Source organism: Acidimicrobiia bacterium, from assembly GCA_030584185.1.
Taxonomy (GTDB): domain Bacteria; phylum Actinomycetota; class Acidimicrobiia; order Spongiisociales; family UBA11373.
In genome coordinates this window covers 624,344-646,009 of record CP129495.1, presented here as the reverse complement: position 1 = coordinate 646,009, position 21,666 = coordinate 624,344, and the positions used below count along the sequence as shown (strand labels likewise).

26 protein-coding genes and 1 other RNA gene are annotated in these 21,666 nt (G+C 67.8%); 16 read left to right on the top strand and 11 right to left on the bottom strand.

The features are described 5' to 3' along the window. The first annotated feature begins 7 nt into the window (after positions 1-7). Entirely contained in the window at positions 8-484 is a 477-nt protein-coding gene (smpB, locus tag QY307_03330; protein WKZ83283.1) for an SsrA-binding protein SmpB, read from the top strand. Between the two features lie 61 nt (positions 485-545). Further along, positions 546-898: a transfer-messenger RNA gene (gene ssrA, locus QY307_03325) on the top strand. 130 nt (positions 899-1,028) lie between these two features. Here ssrA and QY307_03320 read toward each other — a convergent pair. The 3 genes from QY307_03320 to QY307_03310 form a co-directional block, all read right to left on the bottom strand. Next, positions 1,029-1,706: a hypothetical protein gene (locus QY307_03320; GenBank protein WKZ83282.1), complete on the bottom strand. Its 678-nt coding sequence runs from the start codon at positions 1,704-1,706 to the stop codon at positions 1,029-1,031. Positions 1,707-1,771: 65 nt separating this feature from the next. Beyond that, on the bottom strand, positions 1,772-2,443 hold the full coding sequence (locus tag QY307_03315) for a helix-turn-helix domain-containing protein (GenBank protein ID WKZ83281.1): 672 nt from the start codon (positions 2,441-2,443) through the stop codon (positions 1,772-1,774). 296 nt (positions 2,444-2,739) lie between these two features. Next, positions 2,740-3,138: a DUF2177 family protein gene (locus QY307_03310; protein ID WKZ83280.1), complete on the bottom strand. Its 399-nt coding sequence runs from the start codon at positions 3,136-3,138 to the stop codon at positions 2,740-2,742. A 90-nt stretch (positions 3,139-3,228) separates the two neighbouring features. On the opposite strand from QY307_03310, the gene QY307_03305 reads away from it, so the two are divergent. After that, the gene (locus QY307_03305; protein WKZ83279.1) at positions 3,229-3,501 is read left to right on the top strand and encodes a hypothetical protein; all 273 of its coding nucleotides are present in this window, start codon (positions 3,229-3,231) and stop codon (positions 3,499-3,501) included. A 30-nt stretch (positions 3,502-3,531) separates the two neighbouring features. Beyond that, entirely contained in the window at positions 3,532-4,737 is a 1,206-nt protein-coding gene (locus tag QY307_03300; GenBank protein WKZ83278.1) for a hypothetical protein, read from the top strand. On the opposite strand, the gene QY307_03295 is transcribed toward QY307_03300, so the two are convergent. The 3 genes from QY307_03295 to QY307_03285 are packed head-to-tail and all read right to left on the bottom strand — an operon-like array spanning position 4,734 to position 7,239. Then, complete coding sequence (locus QY307_03295; protein ID WKZ83277.1) at positions 4,734-5,543, bottom strand: ABC transporter permease; 810 nt, start codon at positions 5,541-5,543, stop codon at positions 4,734-4,736. The two genes, QY307_03300 and QY307_03295, sit on opposite strands and share 4 nt — an antisense overlap. Further along, complete coding sequence (locus tag QY307_03290; protein ID WKZ83276.1) at positions 5,540-6,313, bottom strand: ABC transporter permease; 774 nt, start codon at positions 6,311-6,313, stop codon at positions 5,540-5,542. The genes QY307_03295 and QY307_03290 overlap by 4 nt, the downstream gene beginning before the upstream one ends. Then, complete coding sequence (locus QY307_03285) at positions 6,313-7,239, bottom strand: ABC transporter ATP-binding protein (protein WKZ83275.1); 927 nt, start codon at positions 7,237-7,239, stop codon at positions 6,313-6,315. Before QY307_03285 ends, QY307_03290 begins: the two co-directional genes overlap by 1 nt. A 76-nt stretch (positions 7,240-7,315) precedes the next feature. On the opposite strand from QY307_03285, the gene QY307_03280 reads away from it, so the two are divergent. From QY307_03280 to QY307_03265, 4 genes are read left to right on the top strand one after another with little or no spacing between them, the layout of a single operon-like run. Next, the gene (locus QY307_03280) at positions 7,316-7,999 is read left to right on the top strand and encodes a DUF4328 domain-containing protein (GenBank protein WKZ83274.1); all 684 of its coding nucleotides are present in this window, start codon (positions 7,316-7,318) and stop codon (positions 7,997-7,999) included. Between the two features lie 52 nt (positions 8,000-8,051). Then, positions 8,052-8,918, top strand: coding sequence for a hypothetical protein (locus QY307_03275; GenBank protein ID WKZ83273.1), 867 nt, complete (start codon positions 8,052-8,054; stop codon positions 8,916-8,918). Between the two features lie 33 nt (positions 8,919-8,951). Then, positions 8,952-9,800, top strand: a complete 849-nt coding sequence (locus QY307_03270) for a hypothetical protein (protein ID WKZ83272.1) — start codon at positions 8,952-8,954, stop codon at positions 9,798-9,800. A gap of 15 nt (positions 9,801-9,815) precedes the next feature. Continuing rightward, complete coding sequence (locus tag QY307_03265) at positions 9,816-10,700, top strand: hypothetical protein (GenBank protein WKZ83271.1); 885 nt, start codon at positions 9,816-9,818, stop codon at positions 10,698-10,700. On the opposite strand, the gene QY307_03260 is transcribed toward QY307_03265, so the two are convergent. Both QY307_03260 and QY307_03255 read right to left on the bottom strand, forming a co-directional pair. After that, positions 10,690-11,016, bottom strand: a complete 327-nt coding sequence (locus QY307_03260; protein ID WKZ83270.1) for an AzlD domain-containing protein — start codon at positions 11,014-11,016, stop codon at positions 10,690-10,692. The two genes, QY307_03265 and QY307_03260, sit on opposite strands and share 11 nt — an antisense overlap. Continuing rightward, on the bottom strand, positions 11,013-11,702 hold the full coding sequence (locus QY307_03255; GenBank protein ID WKZ83269.1) for an AzlC family ABC transporter permease: 690 nt from the start codon (positions 11,700-11,702) through the stop codon (positions 11,013-11,015). Before QY307_03255 ends, QY307_03260 begins: the two co-directional genes overlap by 4 nt. Before the next feature lie 70 nt (positions 11,703-11,772). Here QY307_03255 and QY307_03250 point away from each other — a divergent pair, with 70 nt between their 5' ends. Continuing rightward, the gene (locus QY307_03250; GenBank protein WKZ83268.1) at positions 11,773-13,437 is read left to right on the top strand and encodes a DUF885 domain-containing protein; all 1,665 of its coding nucleotides are present in this window, start codon (positions 11,773-11,775) and stop codon (positions 13,435-13,437) included. On the opposite strand, the gene QY307_03245 is transcribed toward QY307_03250, so the two are convergent. Then, entirely contained in the window at positions 13,434-13,790 is a 357-nt protein-coding gene (locus tag QY307_03245; GenBank protein WKZ83267.1) for a DUF983 domain-containing protein, read from the bottom strand. The two genes, QY307_03250 and QY307_03245, sit on opposite strands and share 4 nt — an antisense overlap. A gap of 106 nt (positions 13,791-13,896) precedes the next feature. On the opposite strand from QY307_03245, the gene QY307_03240 reads away from it, so the two are divergent. Next, the gene (locus QY307_03240; protein ID WKZ83266.1) at positions 13,897-14,595 is read left to right on the top strand and encodes a hypothetical protein; all 699 of its coding nucleotides are present in this window, start codon (positions 13,897-13,899) and stop codon (positions 14,593-14,595) included. A gap of 60 nt (positions 14,596-14,655) precedes the next feature. Here the strand turns inward: QY307_03240 and QY307_03235 are convergent, their stop codons facing one another. Both QY307_03235 and QY307_03230 read right to left on the bottom strand, forming a co-directional pair. Continuing rightward, positions 14,656-15,930, bottom strand: a complete 1,275-nt coding sequence (locus tag QY307_03235; GenBank protein WKZ83265.1) for a HAMP domain-containing sensor histidine kinase — start codon at positions 15,928-15,930, stop codon at positions 14,656-14,658. Continuing rightward, a complete protein-coding gene (locus QY307_03230) occupies positions 15,927-16,610 on the bottom strand; it encodes a response regulator transcription factor (GenBank protein WKZ83264.1) in 684 nt (227 codons plus the stop codon). The genes QY307_03235 and QY307_03230 overlap by 4 nt, the downstream gene beginning before the upstream one ends. A gap of 103 nt (positions 16,611-16,713) precedes the next feature. Between QY307_03230 and QY307_03225 the strand changes: the two genes are divergently transcribed. From QY307_03225 to rdgB, 6 genes are all read left to right on the top strand, one after another. After that, positions 16,714-17,313: a hypothetical protein gene (locus QY307_03225; GenBank protein ID WKZ83263.1), complete on the top strand. Its 600-nt coding sequence runs from the start codon at positions 16,714-16,716 to the stop codon at positions 17,311-17,313. A gap of 36 nt (positions 17,314-17,349) precedes the next feature. Further along, positions 17,350-18,195 carry a PHB depolymerase family esterase gene (locus QY307_03220; GenBank protein WKZ83262.1) on the top strand — a complete coding sequence of 282 codons (846 nt, stop codon included), beginning with the start codon at positions 17,350-17,352 and terminating at the stop codon, positions 18,193-18,195. Next, positions 18,192-19,565 (top strand): hypothetical protein, encoded by a 1,374-nt coding sequence (locus QY307_03215; protein ID WKZ83261.1) that lies wholly within the window; start codon positions 18,192-18,194, stop codon positions 19,563-19,565. Before QY307_03220 ends, QY307_03215 begins: the two co-directional genes overlap by 4 nt. Positions 19,566-19,698: 133 nt before the next feature. Continuing rightward, positions 19,699-20,349, top strand: a complete 651-nt coding sequence (locus QY307_03210; GenBank protein ID WKZ83752.1) for an MBL fold metallo-hydrolase — start codon at positions 19,699-19,701, stop codon at positions 20,347-20,349. A 14-nt stretch (positions 20,350-20,363) separates the two neighbouring features. After that, positions 20,364-21,041, top strand: a complete 678-nt coding sequence (gene rph, locus QY307_03205; protein ID WKZ83751.1) for a ribonuclease PH — start codon at positions 20,364-20,366, stop codon at positions 21,039-21,041. A 1-nt stretch (position 21,042) separates the two neighbouring features. Beyond that, positions 21,043-21,648 carry an RdgB/HAM1 family non-canonical purine NTP pyrophosphatase gene (gene rdgB / locus QY307_03200; GenBank protein WKZ83260.1) on the top strand — a complete coding sequence of 202 codons (606 nt, stop codon included), beginning with the start codon at positions 21,043-21,045 and terminating at the stop codon, positions 21,646-21,648. Positions 21,649-21,666: the final 18 nt, after the last annotated feature.

The following is a 21,666-nucleotide window of genomic DNA, read 5'->3' as shown; positions in this document are numbered from 1 at the left end:
GCTGCCGATGGCCAAGACCCCAGAGCCGGGAATCAAGGTGGTGTCGACCAACCGGCGGGCCCGCTTCGACTACGAGATCCTGGAGACGGTGGAGGCGGGGCTGTCGCTCACCGGCTCGGAGGTCAAGTCGATGCGCGCCGGGCTCGTCGATCTCAAGGACGCCTACGCCGCCGTCGACGGTGGCGAGTTCTGGCTGTTCGGGGTGCGGATCTCTCCCTACGGCTTCGCCCGAGATGGGGGGCACGACCCGGAGCGGACCCGCAAGCTGTTGCTGCATCGAGCAGAGATCGACCGGATGGCGGCCAAGGTCGCCGAGAAGGGCCTCACCGTCGTGCCGCTGCGGATCTACTTCAAGAAGGGTCTGGCCAAAGTGGAGTTGGGTCTCGCCAAAGGCAAGGTCCGTTTCGACAAGCGCGAGACGATCAAGCGCCGCCAGGCGGATCGCGAGATGCAGCGGGCGATCCGTCACAAGAGCCTCGACTGATGGCATTCGGTGGGAACTGGTCTTGACGGCACCGCGTTGTACAGTTGGTGGGCACCAACACGGGGGTGAACTGGTTTCGACTCCGACGGTGGAGGTGCCGGAAGCGAGCCGAGGTCCCCGGAGTCCTCGTTAAAGAACCGGGATCAAACACAAGTGCCGAAGACAACTTCGCACTGGCTGCCTAACTAGCGCAGCCCGTCCGACCGGTGGGCTCCCCCCTCGCCGGACCCGGGCGCCGCAATGGGGGAGGCTCCCGCCGGGACTCCGGTAGCGGCGGGCTGAGACACACCGGATAGGGAACGGGACCACCTTCCGATGGGGCCTCGTCTCCCGAATCCACTCCATCGGATGCGCTCGGAGATGCCGGCATCGAAACGGCGGAGGACCGGGGTTCGACTCCCCGCACCTCCACTTGCATCGCCCCCTTTTCGGGGGCGATGCCCCGTTTCGGGCGGGGAGGCTCTGTTTGTTGCCCGGCTGATGTTGGTCGGGGTGGGTGGGGGTGCTGTTGGTGGGTGGTTGGGGGTGGCCATCACGCAGGTGATCAGGCCGAGAGGATTCTGAGTGCCGCTCTCGCTCGATCGGCCTGCTCTTGGCTCAGGGTTCGCCAGACCGCGTCTGAACCGTCGGAGAGCTCCGATCGGGATCGAATCCGAGTCCGATCCTTGCGGGTTAGCTGGCTCGCAAGCTCAACGGGATCGTCGACGAGAGTCAGAAGGAAGGCAAGGTCTTGCAGTTGCGCCTGGGGAGCATCGTCAACATCAACGGCAGCCGCCTTCACCACGAGAGCCCCCAACAGCGAAGGTCTCGGCACGAGTCCTTCGCTAGCTGCCGTCAGGACCGGCAACAGCTCGGTCCTAGCGAGAGCCTGTGTTCCGCCAGGAACCGATACGGTTCGATTCGGCGGCGTCGTCGTCAGGTTGGCTCGGCCACCAACTCCTTCAGGCGCCAAGACGTCGATCGCCACTCCGTGGCGAACGTAGCGGTGAGCAACACCGGTTGGGGATGCACCGTCCATGTCGAATCCCCAAGCTGAGAGTTCGGCTGCGAACTCAGCCGTTGCGCCAGTCACCAGCCGTGCATTCACCAGGACATCGAGATCGGTCGAAATCCGCGGGGGTGTCGCAAGGTTCTCCAGGGCGTGCAACAGCACCATCTGTCCGCCGATGAGAGTCCAGCCGCCTGGGCGACGTTTCCAGAGCTCGATGAGCGTTTCCCACAACTCATCAGCCTGCCCAGGGAGGCTCGGCAACCGGACGGGTCCCCGTTGGATAGTGGGGCTCTCCATCATGGCGACTGCCGTGCCAGTGCCAGACCGGATCGACGTGATCGCTCATCCCCCGACTCGAGTAGGTCGATGGCGACGACCGCTCTGGGGGCGAAACGTTCACCTGGAGCAAACGGCCACGCCGAGTCTTCGACGATCCTGAGGACGATATTCGCCCGCTCGGCATCCTCGTCGAGTGCGTACTTGCTGATGATGCCGTCCGCGGCGGACCTCGGGACGTACGCCTCCAGGAAACCCCATGCGAGAAGATCGGCACCATGCTCCTTTGCTGCACTCACCCCCGAGCGGACGACATCGGGTGCGTTTCCGAGCCGCTCCAGTACGGAGGGGTGTCCATAGAATCGCCTGGAGTCGGCTCGGGCTGCCAGCCTCTCGGCGATTCCAACGAGCCCTGCCCGACCGAGACGGCGGCGAGCCCGCGACCGATCAACAGAAGAGAGCGAATGCTCACGACCATCGGCCGCGGCGAGGGCTGCCCATGCTGATGAAGGACTCCACGGTCTCCCGGCGGAGGCTCGGTGGTTCTTGAGGTGGTCGACGTGGCGTTGTTCCACAGCCCACGCTCGACCGATACGAACCGCGGGCACGAGTTCGTCGGCCAGCATCTGCCGTACTCGCCTCGGGCTCACACCCAGTTGCTGAGCAGCCTCCGCAACGTCTACCAGTGACATGACAAAACTATACCGGTATCGGCAGTATTTTGTCAATCCTCTGACCTGTGTTGCTGTTGAAGCGACTTGGCTCCTCGAGTGGGAGGCGCTCTCACGGGGGAGCAGATCCACGACCTCAATAGGAAACACGGGTCTGCCTCATCTCTCGAGGTTCGACTCCCCGCACCTCCACTTGCATCGCCCCCTTTTCGGGGGCGATGCTGCGTTTCGGTCTTTCCTTCCCCCGCAAATGGGAGTCAACCGGGGGCAGGCCCCGATGGAAAGTCTCGCCCGCTGCCCTCTCCGGCCCGTGCGGCTCACACCCCTAGCCGGGTTCCGATCCCGTAGGTTGCCACCGCCACCGAGGACGCCAGGACGGCTCCCCAGGCCAGGTCGACCAGGCTCATCGGAAGCGGCCAGTCGCGAAGCGTGGCGAGGTTGGTCAGATCGTATGTGGCGTACGTCACCAGCCCGAACAGGGCCCCGCGCCACACCGCCTCAGTCCACGAGCCGGCGTCCACGGCTGGAGCCACCACGAACACGACAAGGCCCAGGATGAACAGCAGGTAGAAGACGATGGCGGCCGCCCAGTTCACGTCGGTGCGCATCAGGGCACCGAGCTGGCGCCGGTAGAAGCCCTTGGCGACCAGGCCGAGCCACACCATGTCGATGGCAAAGAACACGGGGAGTGCGACGGCGAACAGCTTGGCGTTCATGGTCCTCCAGTATCGGCTGAGTCGATCCGGCACCCTATACGGGGTGCATGCCCCAGGTACTCTCCGATCATCGCTGCCTACCTGACTCTCGTGTACGGCCTGGGTGGGGCGTGGGTGTGGTGGCTCGTGGTCACCCGGGGTCTGGCGCGTCCCCTGCTCGGCATCGCCCTGTCGGTGCTCACGCTTCTGCTCGTAGGGGTGGTACGGCGTCGCGCTCGCAGGCTTCACTCCCCCTGGGAGTCCATCCCTTCGCGGGCCGTGGTCCACTGTGGTGCGAGTATCTCGTCGTGGCGTCGCCCGCCGCGGCCTCGCCATGCGCTCGACATCGACGACTTCGAGGCCACCCCCGGCGGTCGGCTCTGATGGACTCCCACCCCGCCTAACCTCGAATCCATGCAGGTCGAGACGGGAAGGCAGCGACGCGTGGCGCGTTCGCACGGGGTCGCCGCATCGGCACTCCGCCTCGGGGCCATCTTCATGGCGTGGGCTGCGATCTGGGGAGTCCTGCGCGCCATCGGTGGTGAAGGCACCTGGTGGGGTCCACTCCACGCATTCATGGCGGGCACGGTTCTTCTCGCAATCTCCGGCGCCACCCAGCTCTTCTCGACCACCTGGTCGGCGTCGGTTCCGGCCGATCCCCGCCTTGCTGCAGCGCAGCGATGGTCGCTTGCCGTGGGTGCCCTCCTGGCGGTGCTCGGCGTTGCCAACGAAGTGGACTGGATGACCATCTCCGGCGCCACACTGGTCGGCATCGGCCTGGTGGCACTGGGTTGGATCCTCGTCGGCATCGTTCGTCGTTCGTTGCTGCGCAGGTTCGATCTCGCCTCGCGCTTCTACCTGCTTGCGCTTGCCTCGGGAGCAGTAGGGGTCACCCTTGGTGGCATCATCGGCTCCGGGGTGGGGGGATCTTCCTACCTCGATCTGCGCACCGCCCACATGCACCTCAACCTGGTCGGCCTCGTCGGGTTCAGCATCCTGGGGACGCTTCCCACGTTGCTCCCGACGACCGCCCGCCACAAGCTGGTGTCGGGCAAGGAGGCGGTCGCCGCCTTCTGGCTGTGTGTCGGCGCATTCGCCCTGTTCACCGCCGGGATCGTGTCGGGGCCAGCCGTGGTCGGCATCGGCTGCATCCTGGTCGGGGCGGCAGCGGCGCTCATCCTCGGTGGGATCGTGAGTCGCCTGGGCATCGCCCGGCTGCTGCGGGGTGGGTTGCCCGCCCTGCTCATCCTGAGCGGATCGCTGTGGCTCACCGGATGGGTGGGGCACGAGGCCTACACCCTGCTCGCCGAAGGTCATCTCCTCTACGCTCGGGCCACGGCCGTGGGAGCGGCCGGGGTCGGCTTGGTGCTGTTCGGTTCGCTCGCCTACCTGGTCCCGGTCCTGGCCGGCCCGGGGGAGAGGCTCACCGCCAACTTCGCCCGCATGCACGGTCAGGGGGCGATGCGCTCGGTCGTGGCGAATGCCGTTCCCGTGCTGCTGGCGCTCGGTGTGCGCAGCGAGGTGCCGGTGGCCCTGGCGGCACTGTTCCTCGTCGACTACCTGGTGCGTGTGGTGCTGGTACTGACCGTCGGGCGGCGCGGGGCGGCGACCACTCCCTAGGAGAGCAGCAGCTTGTTCAGCCTGCGGGCCGTGATCGCCGCTCCCACCATCCCGAGTCCGAGCAACACCCCGACGTGGGCGGCGATGCTCCAGTCGAATGTGCCGAGCGTGAGCGCCCGGATCAGCTCGACCCCGTGATACAGGGGTGAAAGGCGGGTGAACGCCTGGAACGCCTCCGGGTACACGTCGATCGGATAGAAGGTTGCCGAGAAGAGGAACAGCGGCAGGGTGACCATGTTCACCAGGTCGAAGTCCTGCCACGACTTCATGAAGGTGGTGGCGGCCATCCCCAGGGCGGCGAAGGCGAACCCGATGAGCACCGCCGCCGGCACCGCCAGCACCGCCCACGCCGACTCCACGTATCCGAATCCGGTGATCACGATCAGGAATGCGGTGGCGTACAGCAGCCCGCGACCCAGGGACCAGGCGATCTCGCCGACGGCGATGTGCCGAGGCTCCATCGGTGTGGCGAGGATGGCGTCGTAGACCTTCCCGTAGCGGAGCTTGAAGAAGATGTTGAAGGTGGACTCGTAGATGGCGCCGTTCATGGCCGACGCCCCGAGCAGTGCCGGAGCCACGAAGGCTGCGTACTCCACGGTGCGCCCGCCGCCCACGGACACATCACCCACCAGTGCTCCCACCCCGACCCCAATGGAGAACAGATAGAAGATGGGTTCGAAGAACCCGGAGAGAACCAGCACCCAGATGCGCCGGTAGACGAGGGCACTGCGTTCCAGCATGCGAACGGCGCTGCCACGAATAAACGGAGGAGCGACCCGCGGCACGAGTGTTGCAGGACCGGTCACTTGACCAGCCTCCGGGTCATGTAGCGGTTGGCCACCAGCAGCCCGAGGCCGAGCATCGTGAGAAGGTAGGCGGCACTGAACAGCGGATGGACGACGTAGCCGGTTCCGAGTGCCAGCCCTCGGCACAGCGACACACCGTGGAACAGGGGGGTGGTGTAGGCGACGGGCTGCATCCATCCCCACAGCTGCGATACCGGGAAGAACGTCCCCGAGAAGAGGAACAGCGGGGTGATCCCCCACCGGAACAGGCTGGCGAGTCCCTGTTCGTCTTCGAGCCGGGCGGTGTAGGCGACGATCACTGCGGCGAACGCCACTCCTGTGAGCACCGCAGGCGGCACGGCGAGCAGGCCCTCGACCACCGTGGTTGCCCCGAAGGCGGTCATCACGCCCGAGTAGACGAGGGTGACGAACAACAGCCGGACGCCCACCCATGAGATCAGTCCCACCACCAGGTCGCGCACCCCAACCGGGGTGGCCAGGACCGCCTCGAACGTCTTGCGCCACTTGATGCCTGCCATCACGGGGAAGGCTGAGTCGCCGGCACCGGTGGTCATGGCGGTGGCGGCGAGCAGGCCAGGGGCGAGGAACTTGAGGTAGGTGATGTCGAGGGTCGCTTCGCCTCCGCCGGCGTCCACCAGCTTGCCCAGGCCCATTCCCATGGCGAGCAGGAACAGGACCGGGTTGAGGAAGGTGCTGACGACGCTTCCCCGCCAGGTGCGGCGATACACCCGGGCCGATGCCTCGAGAACCCGCAGCGGGGTGGCGGCCATCAGTCCACCAGGGTGCGGCCGGTGAGCCCGAGGAACACGTCCTCCAGCGTGGCGCGCCGGCTCACCGTGGACTCGGGGATGATCCCGCGGGCGTGTACGGCGGCCGCCGCCTCGTCGGCGTCGCCGGTGTAGAGCAGCACTCGATCGGGCAGCACCTCCACGCGCTCGGCCAGCCCTTCGAGCTCGGCGGCGTGGTCCTGCTGGGTCCCGACCGGGAATCGAAGCTCCAGGACCTCGCGGCTGGAGTGCTCCTCGATCAACCCCCGTGGGGAGCCCTCGGCCACGATCTTGCCCTTGTCCATGATGACCAGGCGATCGCAGAGCTGTTCCGCCTCGTCCATGTAGTGGGTGGTGATGATCAGGGTGACCCCCTCCTGCTTCAGGCGGTAGAGGCGGTCCCAGAGCAGGTGGCGGGCCTGAGGGTCGAGCCCGGTGGTCGGTTCGTCCAGGATGAGCATCTCCGGCCGATTGATCAGTCCCCGGGCGATGGTGAGGCGACGCTTCATTCCACCCGACAGCGGCTCCACCTTGCTCTTGCGGCGCTCGTCGAGCTGGGCGAAACGCAGCAGCTCGTCGATGCGTTCGTCGATCACCTTGCGGGGAAGGCCGAAGTAGCGCCCGTAGATGAACAGGTTCTCGTAGACGGTGAGCTCCAGGTCGAGGTTGTCCTCTTGGGGCACCACGCCCAGGCGGGCCCGGATGCGGGGACCGTCGCGGTCGGGGTCCATGCCCAGGACGCTCAGGGTTCCGCCACTCGATGGGGACACCGCCCCGATCATGCGCATCGTCGACGACTTCCCGGCGCCGTTGGGGCCTAGGAACCCGAAGACCTCTCCCCGGCGCACCTCGAAGTCGATCCCGCCGACGGCGACGAGGCTGCCGAACGACTTTTCTAGCCCCATGGCTTGGACGAGTGATTCGGACATGAGTGCAGCGACACTAGCGATCGCATGTCACCAGTTAGCCTCGGCGCACGATGACGCGCCCACGAAGGAGGTCGCCATGACTTCGTCGGACGAAACGATCGATGCGGGACGCTACCGGGTGGCCCCCGGCCTGATCAGCACGCTGCGCGGGTTTCTGTACGCCACCGCAGCGGCTTCGCTGGCAGGAGCCATCGCGGCCTCCAACGAAGCCCGACTCGTGGCCGATGTGATGGCCGGGGACGGTGGCATGGTGAGGCGACTGGTCGATGCCGAGGAGGTGACCGAGGCCGTGCTGGCGGTGTTCTCCCTGGCCGCACTGGTGACCGGGATCCTTGCCGTGATCTGGTGGTACCAGACCTACCGCGTGGTCGAGACTTCGGGAGCGGCGAACCGCAAGTGGAGCGCCGGCTGGGCGGTGGGTGGCTGGTTCATCCCCTTCGCCAACTTCATCATCCCCAAGCTGGTGCTGAACGAGATGGAGCGGGTCCTGATCGCTGCCGAGGAGGGTTCGACCGAGTGGCGCAATCGGAGGGTTTCGGCGATCACGAGCTGGTGGTGGGCACTGTTCGTGATCGCAGCGATCGTGTTCGGTGCCGGGCTCGGCATGAGCGACGGTCAGCTCGACGGCGAGTTCGCATTCGACGCCGACCTCTACCTGCTCGGGGTCAGAGCGACCGCCCTCGGCATGGCGATCTCGACCGCGGCGGCCCTGGTCGGTGCGGCCGCCATGAAGCGGCTGGGTCGCATGGCCAGCCGTTGATCCCTGCCCCGCGGCGATTGCCGTCGTATCATCGCGCCCCACGGAGGTGCCCATGAACGACCGGAACCGAACGATTCTGATGTTCCTCCTTGGGATCACCGCCACCCTGGGTGTCGTGCTGCTCGCCGTGGTGTTGACCCGCGGCGACGGATCCAGCGACACCACTGCCGCCGCATCGACCTCCGAGGCCACCACCACGAGCCTGGCCGCCACCACGACCGAACCCGCCAGCACCACCTCGACCGAGGCGGCGACGACTGCTGCAACGACCACGACTGCAGCGGCTACTACCACGACGGCTGCAACGACCACCACCACGGCGGCGCCGAGCGGCCCCTGTACTGGCCTCCCCAGCGCTTCGACGCCGTCGCCGGGACCCGGGGTGACGGTGGCCGCCGGCGACTTCGATGGCAACGGGACCGCCGACCAGCTCGTCGCCTATCAGGCCTCCGACGGTTCGGGCCGCGTCCAGATCGCTCTCTCCTACGGCTACGCCACAGAGATGGCGGTGTTCGGCCCCGCCGAGGCGTTGGGGGCGCAGGCCTTCGTCGGGGACCCGAAGTGGGTTGGAATCGCCGCCGTCGACGCCGGCGCTTCCACCCAGGTGTTCGGTTTCGTTCAGCTGAACGGATGCTCCATCGCCTACTCGACCATCGACGGCGTCGGGGAGGCCACTTTCGTCCGGGGCGGTGGAGTCACCCACATGGACGGAATGGTCTGCGCCATGGACGGCGTCACCGCCCTGTCGGCCTCCACGTCCGATGGGACGAATTGGGAGGCGTTCACCTATCGCTACGACTGGGACCCGATCACCAGGGGGCTCCTGTTCGGCGGAGCGGCGGCATCCACGCTGGTGTACCCGGCCGATGAAGCCGCAATATTCTCCCATGCCGACTTCTCCTGCCCCTACTCTCCCTGACCGAGCCCACAGCGCCGATCGGAAGGATCGACAGTGACCGAAGCACAGAAGCGTCTCGTGTTCTTCCTGTCGGGAACCCTGGTGACGCTGCTGGTGGTGCTGCTCCTGGTGGTTCTCCTCGGGGGAGGAGAGGATGAGTCGGCTGCGTCTACGTCTGTGACCACCACGACCCTCGCCGAGCCCGCCACAACGTCCGAGGCGACCACGACGACGGCGGCTGCGACCACTACCACCGCCGCCACCACTACCACCGCCGCCACCACTACCACCGCCGCCACGACGACGACGGTGGCTGCGACCACCACCACCGGAGGCACCGCGGGCAGCTGTTCAGGCATCCCTGGTCTCAGCGTTCCGGCCGGCGCCACCCTCGGCCCCGAAGCAGACTTCAACGGGGACGGACTGCTCGACCGCCTCATCACCTTCGAGGATGCCGGCACCTGGTGGGTGGCGATCAGGCTCTCGAATGGATACGCCCAGGGGACCGCCGTGTTCGGCCCGGCGTGGCCGGTGTCGATCTTCAGCTTCGACGGCTTTCCGGTCGGGTTCGCTCGGATCGACGGGGGAGCATCCACCGAGATCATCGGGACGGTGGTGTGGGCCGGCTGCAATCTCTATGAGGCGACGTTGAGCACCGGAAGCGCCGCCCACTTCCTCAGCGGCGGCTCGGTCACCCATCTCGATGGGCTCAGCTGCTCCGGCGACACCCTCACCACGACCAGTGCCACCTCCTCTGACGGCGTGACCTGGGAGTACGTCTCCAAGTCGTACCTCTGGGTGCCGGGTTTGCTGGAGTTCCAGCTGCAGACCTCATCCATCTCGACGCTCACGTCGCCTGCGGACGACGCCATCATCTTCGGGGCGGGCAGTTTCGGCTGCTGACGGGGAGGAGGCCAGATGAACATCACCGATCTCCGCTGGTTGATCGCAGCGGCGGTGGTTGGTGTCATCACCCTAGGGGTGGTCGTCATGTCGAGCGGTGGAGGCGATCCGGTCGCCGCCGACTCGACGACCACGACGGTGGAGTCGACGACCACTTCCGGCCCAGTCACGACATCGACCGAGGCTGCGACCACCACAGGACCGACGGTGGCCACGACCACGACCACCGAGGCGGCGACCACCACGACGGTTGCCGCCACCACCACGGTCACCACCGCTGCGCCGAACCCCTGGGCGGGGTGCGCCGCCCTGGCGGCTGAACCACTGGCCGAGGGGGCTCTGGTGGCTGGGGGGCCGGGCAACTTCGACGGAGATCCGCAGCCCCTTTCGATCATGGAGGCCGACGGAGCCATCCTCTACCTATCCGGCGGCCAGTATCGGCTCGGGTTCGCCCTCTTCCCCAACGACATGATCTCGACGCCACTTGCCGCCCCTTCGGCACCGGCCTTCCCGCCCGAATTCGTCGGTGTGATCGACTTCGGCCCCGCCAACGACGGCGTGCTCATCCGCACCGAGAAGTCGCTGCTCTCGGGCCATGACGTGTACGCCTTCTACTACCTGACGACGAGCTGCACCGTCGAGGTGGCCCACCTGCCCGGCGACCCGCCGCTCGAGTTCCTTCACGGGTTCGGCGCCGCACACCGCGAGGGGCTCACCTGTGCCGCCGACGGTGTGTACGAGACCTCTGCCGGCGCGACCGGGGGCACCCTGTGGGATGTCCGTTCCCGGTTCTACCAGTGGGATCCAGCGGGAACCGGGTTCCAGTTCGGGTTCGAGGACGGGTTCGAGGCCGCCCCGGACTCGGCCGACGCCCTGGCAGCCGGCGCATTCAACTGCTGACGGCGGACAGCATCCAGAGCACTCCCATTCCGACGGCGATCGTCGCCAGTACGTTCTTCGTCCGCCACGCGACCACGGCCGCCAGCACACCGGCGGCGAAACGAGCCGTACCCAGGTCGAGGTGTCCCTGGGCGCGGGTGATACCGGGGACGACGAGCGCTGCCAGTACCGCCGCGGGAATCATGGAGAGCACCCGCTCGACCGCCGGGGGAACGCGCTCCACGCGGCCGAGCAGGGCCAGGAACGAGAGCCTGATCAGCCAGGTCCCGAGCCCGATGATCGCCAGCAGCAGCCAGATGCCCGTTCCGCTTGTCATCGGCGCCCCGCGGCGACACCGGCGATAAGCCCGCAGGCGACCGCCACCAGCAGCCCGAGGTTGAGGGGCAGGCCGCCGGCGACGGCGGCGACGGAGCCCGCCACGATGGCGGCGGTCCGGGTCCCCCGGTCCCTGATCGCCGGGAAGAGCAGCGCCAGGAACACCAATGGCACGGCGAAGTCGAGCGACCACTCCGGTGGGACCCCGGCGCCCACGAACACCCCGGCCACCGTCGCCACCATCCAGGTGAACCAGAGACCCATCGCAGCCCCCAGGTAGAAGGCGAAGCGGGATGCCAGGTCCCACGACTCCCTCCCGTAGCGAATCACCGAGACGGCAAAGGCCTGGTCGGTGAGGAGATAGGCGGCGACGACCCGCTGGGGGCCACCGAGGCCGGTGAGGTGTCGCGACAGCGCCGCCGAGTACATGGCGAAGCGCGAGTTGATCACCAGGGCGGTGGCGATCACCACGGCGGCGGCGGAGCCGCTCGACAACAGGTCCATGGTGGCCAGCTGGGAGGCGCCTGCGAAGATCATCGGAGAGGCCGCGATTGCCTGAGCAGTCGACAGTCCTGCGTCCACCGCCGCCACTCCGGCGATGACACCGAACGGGAACACGCCGAGCAGGATCGGCGCCACGTCGACGATGCCGCCGACGAACGGACGCGAAGAGCGGGACGGGGACAACGGAGCGTGGAGCCTAGTGACGGGGCCCCTGCCACCCGCTATGTTCCGGCGGTCTGCGGAAGGACCTCTCTTGATCGACCCGATCTATCCGCTGAGCAGCGACCTGGTCGACGAGATCGCCGCCGCCCTCCCCACGCTGGCCACCTATCTCGGGATCGCCGGGCACGACGACCGCTGGGAGGACTTCGGACTCGAAGGCTCGGAGGCGGTGGCCGACATGTTCCGCGGCCAGCTGCTCAGGGTTCGAAATCTCCCCCGGGCCGAGGAGCCCTTCGCCGTTCTCGCCAGGCAGGTCGCCGAGGACGAACTGGAGCGAAACCTCGCCGAGTTCGACGACGGTGAGCACCTGCTCGATCTGAACAGCATCGCATCGACGCTGCAGACGCTTCGCGACGTCTTCGATCAGATGGACCAGCAGTCAGACGAGGGCTGGCGTGCCATCGCCGCCCGCCTCGAAGGGCTTCCCGCAGCCGCATCGGCGTACGCCTCGAGGCTGGAGGCGGCCCGCCGCCAGGGCAAGGTCGTCGCCCGCCGCCAGGTGGTCGAGGCGGTGAGGCAGGCGCGCAATCACGCCGGGGACGGGTCGCACTTTCTCTCGCTTCCGGCGGCGATGCGGGAGGCAGGCATCGGCGATCCGGCGTTGACCGAGGCGGTCGCGACGGGGGTGGCCGCGGCGCGGTCGGGGTTCTCCGCCCTGGCCGACTATCTGGAGGGGACCTACCTGCCGTCGGCGCCGGCCGACGATGCCGTGGGCGAGGAGCGATACGTGCGCCTGGCCCGCCGGTTCCTGGGCGCGACGGTTGATCCCGCCCTCGCATACGAGTGGGGCTGGGAGGAGGTCATCCGGTTGCGGCGGAGGATGGAGCAGGTGGCCGGGGAGATCGTGCCCGGTGGGAGCCTGGACGAGGCTCTCGAACTGCTCCAGACCGATCCGGCTCGGGCCGCCACCAGTCAGGAGGAGTTTCGGCGAATCATGCTGGACCGCCAGCTGGCTGCGCTCACCGAGCTGGACGGGGTGCACTTCGAAGTCCCCGACCCGATCCGCACCATCGAGGTGCGGATGACCCCGCCCGGGGGATCCCTCGGCGCCTACTACAACGGCCCTTCGGAGGACTTCAGCCGGCCGGGAACGGTGTGGTGGTCCAAGGGGGACCAGCAGGTGATCCCCCTCTTCGACGAGGTGACCACTGCCTACCACGAGGGATTCCCGGGACATCATCTCCAGTTCGGTCTGCAGGTGACCGCCGGTGAGCGGCTCTCGCGCCTGCATCGTCTGGCCGTCTGGTACAGCGGCTCGGGGGAGGGATGGGCGCTGTACGCCGAGGACCTGATGGAGGAGCTGGGGTATCTGGAGAAGCCCGATTATGTGATGGGGAAGCTGGCGTCGGAGATGCTGCGCGCCTGCCGGGTCGTGATCGACATCGGGAGCCACCTCGGATACCGGATCCCGGCGGGACAGGAGTTCCACCCCGGAGAGCCCTGGCGCTTCGAACTCGGTGTCGAGATGCTGGAGCGTTACGCCGCACAGGGTCACGACATGTCGGTGGCCGAGATGATCCGGTACCTCGGGTGGCCGGGCCAGGCGATCTCCTACAAGCTCGGGCAGAAGGCGATACGGGAGATGCGGGACGAGGCGAGCCGCAAGCCCGGCTTCGATCCGAAGATCTTCCACTCTCGGCTGCTCGAAGCCGGCGCCATCGGTCTCGACCTGCTTCGGGCGCGGATGGGCGCCTAGACCCTGTCTTCGGGTTGGGGCGGGTGGAGCGCGAGGTCGAAGGCGACCCAGATCGTCTTCGACCAGGGGTAGAAGGCGATCGGCAGCACCAGGTTGACGATGACGGCTGCGATTGTGATGGCGCCCCATGGGGGATCGGGCCAGGTGAGGACCATCGAACCAACCAAGAAGGTGATGAAGAAGGCGATCGTCACCAGGGTGTTGACCGCCACGGCTCCCACCCAGTAGCCCTCGTGTCGCTCGAACCGCAGTCGGCAGTGTTGGCACGACTCGACGAGCCGAAAGCGTCGCGTGGCGGGAGTGCCGCAGTCGGGACAGCGCAGGGTCACCGCCCAGGAGAACCGTCGGAGCATGTCGCCGCCATTGTGGTCGGCGCTTCAGACCCTCATAAGCACGCACTCAGGCGCCCGAATGGGCGGGTGGCGCACTCTGGGGTGCACAACCTACGAAAGGATCGAGATGAAGCGTTTGGCGACCCTCGGAGGGGCGGCGGTGCTGATCGTCGGCATCGCATTCGCCGGCATGGCCACTGCCCGGGCCGAGACCTACACCGAGCAGGTCGGTGAAGCGGGCAAGGTGATCTTCACCGCCGAGGACGGGACGATCACGCTGATCGACGTCGAGGTCGAGGAAGGCTGGACCGTCGCCGTCGACGACGGCGACGGGAAGCACCTCGAGGTGACTTTCTCGTCGGAGGCAGGCGCCGAGATCGAGCTCGAGGTGGAGTTCGAAGATGGCTCGCTGAAGATCCAGACTCAGGATCCTGCCTCGGAGGATGACGACTCGGATGACGTCTCGGATGACGACTCGGATGACGACTCGGATGACGACTCGGATGGCGTCTCGGATGACGAGTCGGATGACGAGTCTGATGACGAGTCTGATGACGAGTCTGATGACGACTCGGACGACTCTGATGACGACTCGGACGACTCTGATGACGAGTCGGACGACGACTCTGACGACGGGTCTGATGACGACTCTGACGACGGGTCTGATGACGGGTCTGATGACGGGTCTGATGACGGGTCTGATGACGGGTCTGATGACGACTCGGACGACTCTGATGACGACTCTGATGACGAGTCGGACGACGACTCGGACGACGACTCGGACGACTCGGATGACGAGTCTGATGACGACTCGGATGACGCCTGAGGTTTGCCCGAATCGAAAGGGTTGCGGGCGCCCCGTCGGGGCGCCCGCTCGCGTGACCGGTCAGGGAGCGCCGAAACGCACCGTCACCTTGGCGCCGCCGAGCTCGGAACTGCCCACCTCCAGCCGTCCGCCCGAGCGCTCTGCGGTGCGGCGCACGATGTCCAGGCCGAGCCCGGTGGAGCCGGCCGAGGTGACCCCTCGCTCCACCGAGTCTCGAGGCAGGCCACCCCCGCCGTCTTCGACGGTCAGGGTCGCGGGTCGATGCGTCACCGAGACCCGAAGCGGCGTCCCTGGCGCGGTGTGGGCGAACACGTTCTCGAGCAGGTTGTCGATCGCAGATGTCACCGCCGATGCGGTGCAGCGGACCTCGACCGCCGACGACGGAATCGATACCTCGAACACCCTTCCCTGCTCCTCAGCCAGCACCCGCCAGAAGTCGCTGCGTGAGGCGACCAGGGTGTCGAGACGGGAGTGAGGGGGCTCCTCGTCGCCCCTGGAGCGCGCTTCGGTGATGACGGAGCCCACCGCGACCTCCAGGCGCCTGACGTCGTCGAGCAGGGTCTGGCGAAGCGTCGGATCGGCAATGCTCTCCACCTGCAGGCGCAAGGCCGTCACCGGTGTGCGCAGGCCGTGGGAGAGGTCTGCTGCGGCCTCTCTCTCGGCCTGGAGCAGGTCGCCAAGCCGGTCTGCGAGCTCGTTGAACGCTCGACCCACCTCGGCCACTTCGGGCGGCCCTCCAGGGTCCACCCGTGTGTTCAGGCGGCCCTCGGCGAGTGCCGCCGCCGACCGACGCAGCGCTTCGACCGGGGACACCATCGATCTCCCCAGCCGGTCGGCGGCGGCGACCGCCACCGCCAGCAGCAGGCCACCGAGGAGAGCGAGGATCAGCCATGCCCAGGCCACGCCCTCGGTGAGGACGGCGCCGGAGACCTCGACCCGCACCACCAGGTTCCCCTCCGGAGTCACCACGGGCACCAGCACCGCTGCCCCGCCGCCGGTACGCGCCGTGTATGCCACACCGGAAGCCGCCACGGCGACCTCGGGATCACCGGCCTGGCCGTCGCCGATCACGCTCCCATCGCTCAGGAACACCCCCACCCCATCGGTGGCGCCGTACGCTCCGAGCACGGCTGCAACGACCTCGGGTTCAAGAGAGGCTCCACCGAACGACGAGGCCACCGCCAGCGCCGTGGCCACCGCCCTGGCATCCGATTCGGCCCTGGCCAGGGCCCGGTCCTCGGCCTGTCGCCGGACGAGCAGGCCCAGCGGGATCAGGAACGAGATCACGATCAGGCTGGCGGTGGCCAGGGTCACCGTGGCCAGCCGGCGTCTCATGCCTCCGGGTCCACCAGCTTGACACCCACTCCGAACACGGTGCGCAGGTAGCGCGGAGATGCGGCTGACTCTCCGAGCTTCTTGCGCAGCCAGGAGAGGTGCACGTCCACCGTGCTCTCGCTCCCCCCGTACGGTTCCCGCCACACCTCGGCAAGGAGGTCTCGCTTGGAGATCACCTCGCCCGCATTGACCGCCAGGTGGGCGAGGAGATCGAACTCCTTGCGGGACAGCTCGAGGGTGGCGCCGTCCAGGGTGACGGTTCGCCCGGCGAGGTCCACGAGCAACCCGCCCACTTCGATGAGCCGGTGTCGTTCGTCGGAGGAGGTGCGGCGAAGCACGGCCCGGATCCTGGCCTCGAGCTGATCCATGGAGTACGGCTTGATGACGTAGTCGTCGGCACCGGCATCGAGTAGGGACACCACCGTCATCTCGTCGCTGCGGGCGGTGGCGACGATCACCGGGACCCGGCTCACTGCTCGGATCATCTTGAGGAGGTCGGCGCCATCGACGTCGGGCAGACCGAGGTCGAGGATCACGAGATCGGGGGCCTCGTCGACCAGGGCGGAGAGGCCCTCGAATCCGGTGCGCCTGGAGCCGACCGAATGGCCTCGTTCGGCAAGCGCTCGGGCGGTTCGCTCCCTGATCTGTTGATCGTCCTCGATCATGAGGATGGCGACCATGGCCAGCACGATAGGTGGCGACGACGGTGGACGACGCGACTTCAAGAGATCTTGAGATCCCGTTACGGACGGCATGACGGTGGGGACGGAGAATGGCCTCGTGATGAAGCGAATCGGGATCGGGGTGCTCTGGGTGCTGGCCGCCACCGGCACGGCCACCCTCACCCATGCCGCAGTCACCCTGGCGGGAAACGAAGTGGCAGCCCGTCCCGCCACTCCCGTGGCGGCTTCCGACGTGGCAGCCCGGCTCGCCGTGCCCGAGACCGTCGCCACGTCGGTGGCCCCGGCGACGACGATGCCCGATCTGCCAGAGGTGACGGTCACGTCCGAGGGAGGCGCCGTGGTGCCGCCACCCGTCACGACCACGGTTCCCCAGGTCTCGACCACGACCACGACCGCCGCCGCAACGACCACCACCGCCGTGGCACCATCGACGGAGTGGAAGACGGTGAGTGGGGTGGGAACCGTCGGGGTGGCGGTGCAGGGTTCGGCGGTGTCATTCGTGTCGGCCTCCCCGGTGAACCCGTATCGAGCCGAGGTGACCAATGCCGGGCCCGAGACGGTGGAGGTCGAGTTCGAGTCCGAGGGTTCCGAGTTCAAGGTCGTTGCCGAGGTCGAAGGTGGAGTGCTCGTCTGGCGTGTGATCGAGGAGGGGGACTCGGGCGGTTCCGGTGACTCGGACGAGGGTTCGGACGACGACTGATAACCGACGGCGTCGCTTGGGGTACCGTGCCCGACCGTGCGCCTGCAAGCAGCCGTTCTCGTTGCCACGATCGTCGCCACCGCATGCGGTTCGGCCGTTCCTGCCGGCATCGACCGGCGCATGGACCTCGAAGTGGGCGATCGGCAGCGCACCTTCCATCTGTACGCCCCGCCGAACCTGGAAGGCCCGGCGCCGCTCGTCGTGGTCCTGCATGGACTCGGCGGCTCGTCCGAGGAGGTGCGGGAGCTCACCGCCTTCGACGATGCGGCCGATCGGCATGGCTTCGTCGTCGCCTACCCGCAGGCGGTGGGGCTCATTCCCACATGGAGGGCCGTACGGGGGTTTGGCCCCGCCGACGTCGAGTTCGCAGCCGCTCTCGTCGAGACGGTGGCCGAGATCGTCACCATCGATCGGGAGGCCGTCTTCGTCGCCGGCATGTCGAACGGGGGTGCCATGGCGGCCCGCCTCGGGTGCGACCTTCCCGGCCTCTTCGCCGCCGTCGGATCGGTGGCGGGTCCGCACGAGTCGGGCGCCTGCGAAGGGTCCATCAGGAGCCCGCTGATCGCCTTCCACGGCACCTCCGACCGGATCGTCCCCTACGCCGGGCTGGGTGTGGCGGTGGCCCCGGTCGAGACCTGGGCGGGTGAGTGGGCCGACGCCGGTGACTGCTCCGGGCCCAGCCACTCGAGGGTGGCCGACGACGTGTCGCTCGCCGCATGGGACGGCTGTCCGGCACCGGTGCTCCTGTACACGATCGAGGACGGGAGACACGGATGGCCTGGGTCGGCGCTCTCGGTAGGGCGTGGGGCCTCCACCGAATCGATCGACGCCACCGAGCTCATGTGGCAGTTCTTCCTCGACCAGTCTCGGAACGGGCAGTGATCGAAATCGCCAGGGGCCCCCGCAGGTTGCTGCTCACGGGAACGGCGGTCCTGATGTTTCTCGCCCTTCCTCGTGAGGCATCCGCACACGGCATAGGCGGGCGCAGCGACCTGCCCCTGCCGCTGGAGTACTTCTTGGTGGCTGCGTTGGTCGTGCTCCTCGCCTCGTTCGGGCTGCTGGCAGTGGCCTGGCCGCGGCCCCGCCTCCAGGGAGGACCACGATGGCGGGGAACCGGGTGGCTGCCCCCTGAGTGGCTGACGATCGTGTTGCGGTGGGTGGGGGTCACCGGGTTGGCGCTGGTGGTCACCGCCGGTCTCCTCGACGGGGGCCAGGGTGGAAATCTGGGTCCGATCGTGGTGTGGGTGGTGTTCTGGCTCGTGATCCCGTTCGCCGCCGTCGCCACCGGCAACCTGTGGCAGGTGCTCAACCCGTGGCGCGCCATCGGCGGGCTGATTCGATCAGAAGGGCCGGATGGCCCCGGGCGCCTCGGCGTGTGGCCGGCGGCTTTCGCCCTCCTCGCCTTCGTCTGGCTGGAGCTGATACACCCCGGCTCCGGTGATCCGGCGACACTGGCCTGGGCGGCGCTCTTCTACACCGGGTATCTCGCCCTGTGGACCCGGGTGACGGGAGTCTCCCGGGCGATGGCCTCGGCGGACGCCTTCACCGTCTACCACCGTCTCTTCTCGGGGATCGCTCCCTTCGGTCGGGACGCGGAGGGCAGGGTGCGGTACCGGGGATGGCTGCGGGGGCTGGTGGCCCTTCCCGAGTGGCCGGGTCTGGCCTTCTTCGCCAACGCTGCCATCGGGTCCGTCACCTACGACGGTCTTGCCGGAACCCCGTTCTGGGACGACATGGGCTTTGCCCTGGTCGGCTCGGCACAGCACGCGATCTGGTTCACCACCATTTCGCTACTGATCGTCGTCGCATTGGTCCACCTCGCCTACCTGGGTGCATGCCGGTGGGCGGCCCGGGCGGCCAACACCCCCGGGCTGCGAACCACGGAGGTCGCCGCCTCCTTCGCCCACACCCTGGTGCCGATCGCCGTCGCCTATGCCTTCGCCCACTACTTCACGTTGATCGCCTTCGAAGGGCAGTCGCTGCTGGCAGCGTTCTCCGATCCCTTCGCAAGGGGATGGGACCTCTTCGGCACCGCCGACTTCTCCCCGGACTTCACCTGGCTCCCTCCGGTGGCGGTGTGGTGGGTGCAACTGATCGTGATCCTGATCGGACACCTGGTCGCGGTGACCCTGGCTCACGATCGCGCCCTGGCCCGGCTTCCCGGAGGCGACTCGGTACGCAGTCAGTACGCCATGGTCGCCCTGATGGGTTTGCTCACCTGCACCGGGTTGACGGTCCTCGCCGTCGCCTGAGGAAACGGCGGAACCGGCTGGTATCTAGGCTCGCCACGCAGTGCGACTGAAGGTATTGGGTAGCAACGGAACCTATCCGACGCCGGGGCGGCCTGGCTCGGGCTACCTCGTCTCCTGTGGAGACCGGGTGGTGATGCTCGACGTCGGACCGGGCACGTTCGCCGCCCTCATGGAGGCGGGCCTCCTGCCCGACGCCATCGTGCTCAGCCACGGCCATCCCGACCACTGCTCGGATCTCGTCTTTCTCTTCCAGTACCTCCGCTTCGACCGCCCGGAGGTCGCCGGCCTCCCGGTTCTCGCCCCACCGGGCGTGGCCGATCTGATCGCCGACTTCCTCGACGCCAGCACCGACCACCCGTTCCATCGGGTGTTCGACTTTCGAGTCGTCGGGCCCGGCGACGGGCTCACCCTTGGAGCCACGACCCTCCGGTTCGGGGCCGCCGCCCACCCCGTCCCTTCGGTCGTGGTGCGCGTGGAGTGCGATGGGGTGAGCCTTGTCTACAGCGGGGATACCGGCCCCGGTGGTGATCTCCAGGCCCTGGCCGCCGGATGCGACCTGCTGCTGTGCGAGGCGACCCACCAGGGACCGCCCGGCCCCGATCGATATCCATACCACCTCCACGCCGTGGAAGCCGGCGAGATCGCCACCGATGCCGGTGTCGGACGACTTCTCCTCACCCACGTCGCCCCTACCCTCGAACCTGGAGTGTCGGTGGCAGAGGCGGCGCTGACCTTCTCAGGCCCCATCGACTTCGCCCGTCCCGGCATGGAGGTTGAACTGTGAGAGCACCAGACGAGATGCGACCGGTGCGCATCACACGCCACTACACCGAGATGACGCCCGGCTCGGTCCTGATGGAGATGGGCCGGACCCGCGTCCTGTGCACCGCCTCGTTCGACTCGGATGTGCCACGCTGGATGCGTGATGCCGGGAAGGGCTGGCTCACCGCCGAGTACGCCATGCTGCCCGGATCCAGTCCGGAGCGGGTTTCTCGTTCCTCGATCTCGGGCGGGCGGACCAAGGAGATCCAGCGGCTGATAGGCCGCTCGCTGCGTTCCGTCGTCGACCTCTCGGCCATGGCGGAGGCCGTCGTGAGGATCGACTGCGACGTCCTGCAGGCGGATGGCGGCACCAGAACCGCAGCCATCACCGGCGCCTGGGTCGCGGTCAAGGATGCGGTGGCGGCGGCGATGGCCTCGGGCCTGCTCGAGTCGGATCCGGTCCGCGACCACTGCGCTGCGGTGTCGGTGGGAATCGTGGACGGCACGGCGCGGCTCGACCTCGAGTACGAGCAGGACGCTGGAGCCCAGGTCGACATGAACGTGGTGATGACCGGGGCGGGCGGCCTGGTGGAGGTCCAGGGGACCGCCGAGGGCGCCACGTTCTCGCGCTTCGAGTTGGACCGCCTGCTCGATCTGGCCGGCGGTGGAATCGCCCGGCTGGTGGAGGAACAGCGGCTCGCCCTGGAGCAGTGAGATGCGGGTCGTGATCGCCACCAAGAATCCGGACAAGGTGCGCGAGATGGGAGCGGTGATCGCCCGGCTGATGCCCGGAATCGAGATCGTGGCCGGCCTCGACTGGCCCGACGTGGCGGAGACCGGTGCCTCTCTCGAGGAGAATGCACTGCTCAAGGCTCGGGCCGTCACCGCCGCCACCGGGCTGCCCGCCATCGCCGACGACACCGGACTGGAGGTCGATGCCCTCGGCGGCGCCCCTGGTGTCCACACCGCCCGGTTGGCCGGGCCTACTGCGACCTACGCCGAGAATCGTCATCGCCTGCTGGCGCTCCTCGAAGGGTGTTCGGACCGCGCCGCCCGGTTCCGCACCGCGATCGCCTTCGTGGACGGGGAGCGCGAGGTGGTCGTGGACGGGGTGCTGGAAGGGAGCATCGCCAGGGAAGAGCGGGGCACGGGCGGATTCGGGTACGACCCGGTGTTCGTCGTCGGCGGGAGGACCCTGGCCGAGATCGGGGAGGCCGAGAAGAACCGGATCAGCCATCGCGCCCGTGCACTCGAGTCGCTGGCCCGGCTCTGGGCCTGGGGCGACCGACCTTCGACCCTGGCGTCGGAGGAGGGTTCGTAATAGGTTTGGGTCAAGGAG